The sequence below is a fragment of the Psychrobacter sp. T6-1 genome, from assembly GCF_052258445.1.
On the sequence record NZ_JBQQFC010000215.1, the window covers coordinates 1 to 4228 of the forward strand.

3 protein-coding genes are annotated in these 4228 nt (G+C 41.9%); 1 reads left to right on the forward strand and 2 read right to left on the reverse strand.

Translation table 11 applies throughout. From position 1 onward, the window contains the following. Together ACTXGO_RS10345 and ACTXGO_RS10350 are read right to left on the reverse strand one after the other, a co-directional pair. Positions 1–1328 (reverse strand): sensor histidine kinase (locus ACTXGO_RS10345; protein WP_443574370.1); only part of this gene is annotated, 1328 nt, incomplete at its 3' end. A gap of 62 nt (positions 1329–1390) precedes the next feature. Then, the gene (locus tag ACTXGO_RS10350) at positions 1391–2023 is read right to left on the reverse strand and encodes a response regulator transcription factor (RefSeq protein ID WP_443574372.1); all 633 of its coding nucleotides are present in this window, start codon (positions 2021–2023) and stop codon (positions 1391–1393) included. Between the two features lie 391 nt (positions 2024–2414). On the opposite strand from ACTXGO_RS10350, the gene ACTXGO_RS10355 reads away from it, so the two are divergent. After that, the coding region (locus tag ACTXGO_RS10355) for an ESPR-type extended signal peptide-containing protein (RefSeq protein ID WP_443574374.1) at positions 2415–4228 on the forward strand (1814 nt) is incomplete at its 3' end.

Here is a 4228-nt window from a genome sequence, read left to right on the forward strand (position 1 = left end):
CCAGTAGACTTGTATCGTAGCGATAGTCCTTTGCTTTTAGCTTGCAGGCCAAACTCATCAACCAGATGCCGAATGATACTATCAATATCAGTGGGTACAAAATGCGGGCTCATTTGTCCTGATTCTACATGCGCGTAGTCCAATATAGTATTGAGCATCTCCCGACTCGATTGACTAGCAGATTTGGCATAATCCACTATCTGCGCTTGATGACTATCAAGATCGGTATCAACAAGTGCCTCGATAAATAAGCTCAAGGCATGTACTGGTTGACGCAAATCGTGACTCGCCGCCGCCAAAAACTGTGTTTTAGCTAGATTTGCTTTTTCTAATTGCTGAGTTTTTGTCTGAAGCTGAGTGACTAAGCTTTGGTTTTCTAGGTAGATTAAAATAGCTTTTAAGGTATTGAGCGAGGTATGTTTGGCAAAGAAAATATTAAATAAGAGCAGACCAATAACAGCGATAGCTAAGATAGCAAAGCCTGTTTCATCTAAATAAAATAGCAAAAATGTCCACATAAAAACACTAGGCACAGCGTATGCAATATAGACCCGCCAGAACATTGCTAAACTTGAAATACCACCGCTGAGCAGTCCAAAATGCAATCCCAGAAGTACAATAACTTGTGTTGCATTTTGCACATTAGTCATAAATGCTTTGCCTATAGCCAGTGCCCATAAACAGGCAACTGCAAGTGTACACATAAATAGCACGTTATAAGCAGCATAGTGAGACAAGTGGTTTATATGGCTGATAGGGACGGACGAGGTCGAAGATACCTGCTGAATGCGGTTATCTGACAATGGCTTATCTAATCTGATTTGAGCATCATAGGCTAATATTTTTACCTTTTGCCAGTTCAGCCAGCAGACACTAATGATAACAATATGAAAAACGATCCAAATCAGGATCATTGCTTTGGCGGCATTTAGCTCCATTAAAGGCACACGATAAAGCATGCTTACAAAAGCAAAAACTCCAAAAGCCATAGCGAACGAAAACAAAATAGCAAAAGACCTAAATACTCTTTTCAAAAATAAGATACTAAGACTGTCAGTCTTTTTAAGTATAAGTTGTATAGTAAACAACAGCATACCCAATATTATTACCTGATAAATTAACCAAACTATATTTAATATTTTTTGATTGGTATTAAGATCATACGTAATAAACATCGTTGCAAAAAAGCACAACGCTGTAAAAACAGTCCCTAACAATGCTAATGGTAAATGTCTCATTACCAGTCTAATCTGCTCTGCAAGTATCAGCTTAGAATCGTAGCCATCAGGAATAATACCAGGTAACGCCTGAATGTCATCTTTAAACATAGTCTATTGTCATACTTTATAAATATAATGTGAAGGTGACTAATAAAACAGCTCATACTATCCTACTGACTCAAATACCCGGCTTGCTGAGCGGCAAGAATCATTTTGGTGCGATTGTTAACGCCAAAATGTTCCATCAATGCGGCAGCATGATTGCGAATGGTGTTCTCGCTTAGTACTAGTTTTTCTGCAATATATTTATTGCTATGACCTTCCGCCATAAGTGCTAGGACTTCTAGCATTCTAGTGCTCAGTATAGGTTTGGCTTGGGTCACTATCTCAGAGTTTGTGTTTAAAGCATACTGAGCGTTGGTAATCGATCGATTATCGAGCAAAGACTGAACTGTTTTGCATATAAGAGCGGGATCTGTATTTTTATTCAAAAAGCAGCTCGCCCCTTGATCGAGTGCTTGATTGATATTCTCATGATTGCTAGCAGCGGACAGTAGCATAATACGTGCATCTGACCATTGCTGCTGCAATACACTCATTCCATCGATACCGTTTAGACCTGGCAGATGAACATCCAACAATATGACATCAATGTCGATTTCAAGCGTCTTAGCGTCACTAATCTTTTCAATCTCATGTATAGCGGCTTTTATCTTACTGGCAAGTATTAGACGTAGACCTGCGCGAAATAGAGCGTGGTCATCAACCAATAGAATATTTTTTTCCAAACTATCTTTTGGCATTAAGATCCCTTTTGTAAAGTCAAGATACCGGTATATTCAGAATTGATTTGTTTTTTAGGCTATTGAGATACCGTTTTACAGACAATAGCCTCTATTAAAGTATCGAAATCTAACAAATAGATAATAGTGATTTGTCTAAGCATTTGTTTTGTCAGTATTGATTTATCTACTCTTTGGTCTGACTAGTACATTTATACTATTACAAACGGTACATAATTTATCTATACTATAACCGAATTATTACTTTAAGTAATCTCATGTAACTAAAAGATTTCTATAAACAATGTCTGCCTTATTTGCTTTCGTAGCGTTGTGAATAAATATGTAAATATTATCAAAAAAATATTTGCAAATTAGTTATTTAATCGAATAAGGATATCAGGACTCAATTATGCTAAACCACGTCTACCGCGTTATCTTCAATCGTTCAACAGGCTGCTATGTGGCAGTGAGTGAAATCACCAAATCGGGTGGCAAATCTAGCAAATCTACAACGGGTACCGTACCAGCTAGTACGACAGGTGCAACACTACGACACCGTGCGATAGCGATGGCGATAAGCGGTGCATTGGGTCTGACACTAGGTCTGACAACGATAAGTGCTCAGGCATTTGTGTGTGTCGACGTAAATGGTGATGGAGGAGGTAGTACTGCTAGTGGAATAAGGAACGTCGCTTGCGGCTTAAATAATACTTCTAGAGGTATTGGTGCTGTAGTAGTAGGTAATAATAATAACACTTCTGTAGGTATTGAAGGTGTAGCAGTAGGCAATGATAATAATTCTCCAAGTATTAATTCTGTAGCAGTAGGTAATAGGAATACTTCTTCAGGTGTTAATAGCTCATCAGTAGGTAATAGGAGTACTTCTTCAGGTGTTAATAGCTTAGCGATAGGTCTTAACAACACCGCTTCAGCTCTTGATAGCTCAGCGATAGGTAGTAGTAACAATGCTCAAGGCGAGCGTAGCTCAGCAATAGGTTTTAGTAACACCGCTTCAGCTGATAATAGCTTAGCCATTGGCTCAAACGCGACGGCTAATATTACTAATAGTGTGGCTCTAGGAGAGCGCAGCGTCACCACAGTTGATGCAGGTGTAGCAGGGTTCGGTGCAGACACTAGAACCGATGCCACATGGCAATCAACTTTAGCGGCAGTCAGTGTGGGTGATACCAGCGATGCTGATAGTGCCAATTGGCAGACTCGTCAGATTACAGGTGTCGCCGCAGGGACAACCGATACCGATGCGGTCAATGTAGCGCAGCTGAAGCAAGTTGCAGAGTCAAGCGGTGATACCACGCGTTACGTGAGTATTAATTCAACTGAGACGGGCTTAAGTTCGAATGCTGACAACGATGGTGCGACAGGTGCGAATGCAGTAGCAATTGGAGTAGGTAGTCAAGCCTCAGGTCCTGATAGCTCAGCGCTAGGGAATCGTAATAGAGCCTCAGGCAACAATAGCTCAGCGTTGGGTCGTAGTAATACTGCCTCAGGAAGTTTCAGCTCAGCGATGGGTTATGTCAATGAAGCCTCAGGTACCAACAGCTCAGCGTTGGGTCGTAATAACACAGCCTCGGGAGTTGCCAGCTCAGCGGTAGGTTATGAAAACACAGCCTCAGGCAACAATAGCTCAGCGCTGGGTCGCAGCAACGAAGCCTCAGGTCCTGATAGCTCAGCGATGGGTCGTAGTAACACAGCCTCAGGTAGCTCCAGCTCAGCTATGGGTCGCGATAATAGAGCCTTAGGTAGTGATAGTGCAGCGATGGGTTATGAAAACGTAGCCTCAGGTACTGCTAGCTCAGCAGTAGGTAGTTCAAACGAAGCCTTAGGAGATTTCAGCTCGGCAGTGGGTTTTAAGAATGAATCCTCAGGTAATGGTAGCTCGGCACTAGGTAGTAATAACACAGCTTCAGGAGATTCTAGCTTAGCAGTAGGTCGTTCCAACAAAGCCTCAGCCAGTAGTAGCTCAGCAGTAGGTAGTTTGAATAAATCCTCAGAGGCAGGCGCTACTGCCATTGGTAGTGGTGGCGAAGATACGCGAGTTGCAGTAGTAGGTGCAGTGGTGCAAGCTGAGTTTACCGATGCGACCACGCCCATACAAACAGACAATCAAAATCGCCGTTTTAGAGACGATGGTAATGGTGGTCGAATTTTTGAGTTTGCAATGAGTGACTATGAAGCTCTCGGCATAGGCGCAACCGCAAGTGG

Bases quoted from the DNA above. Each gene is read 5' to 3' on its own strand.
- ACTXGO_RS10350 (WP_443574372.1), bottom strand. From the start codon at position 2,023: ATGCCAAAAGATAGTTTGGAAAAAAATATTCTATTGGTTGATGACCAC.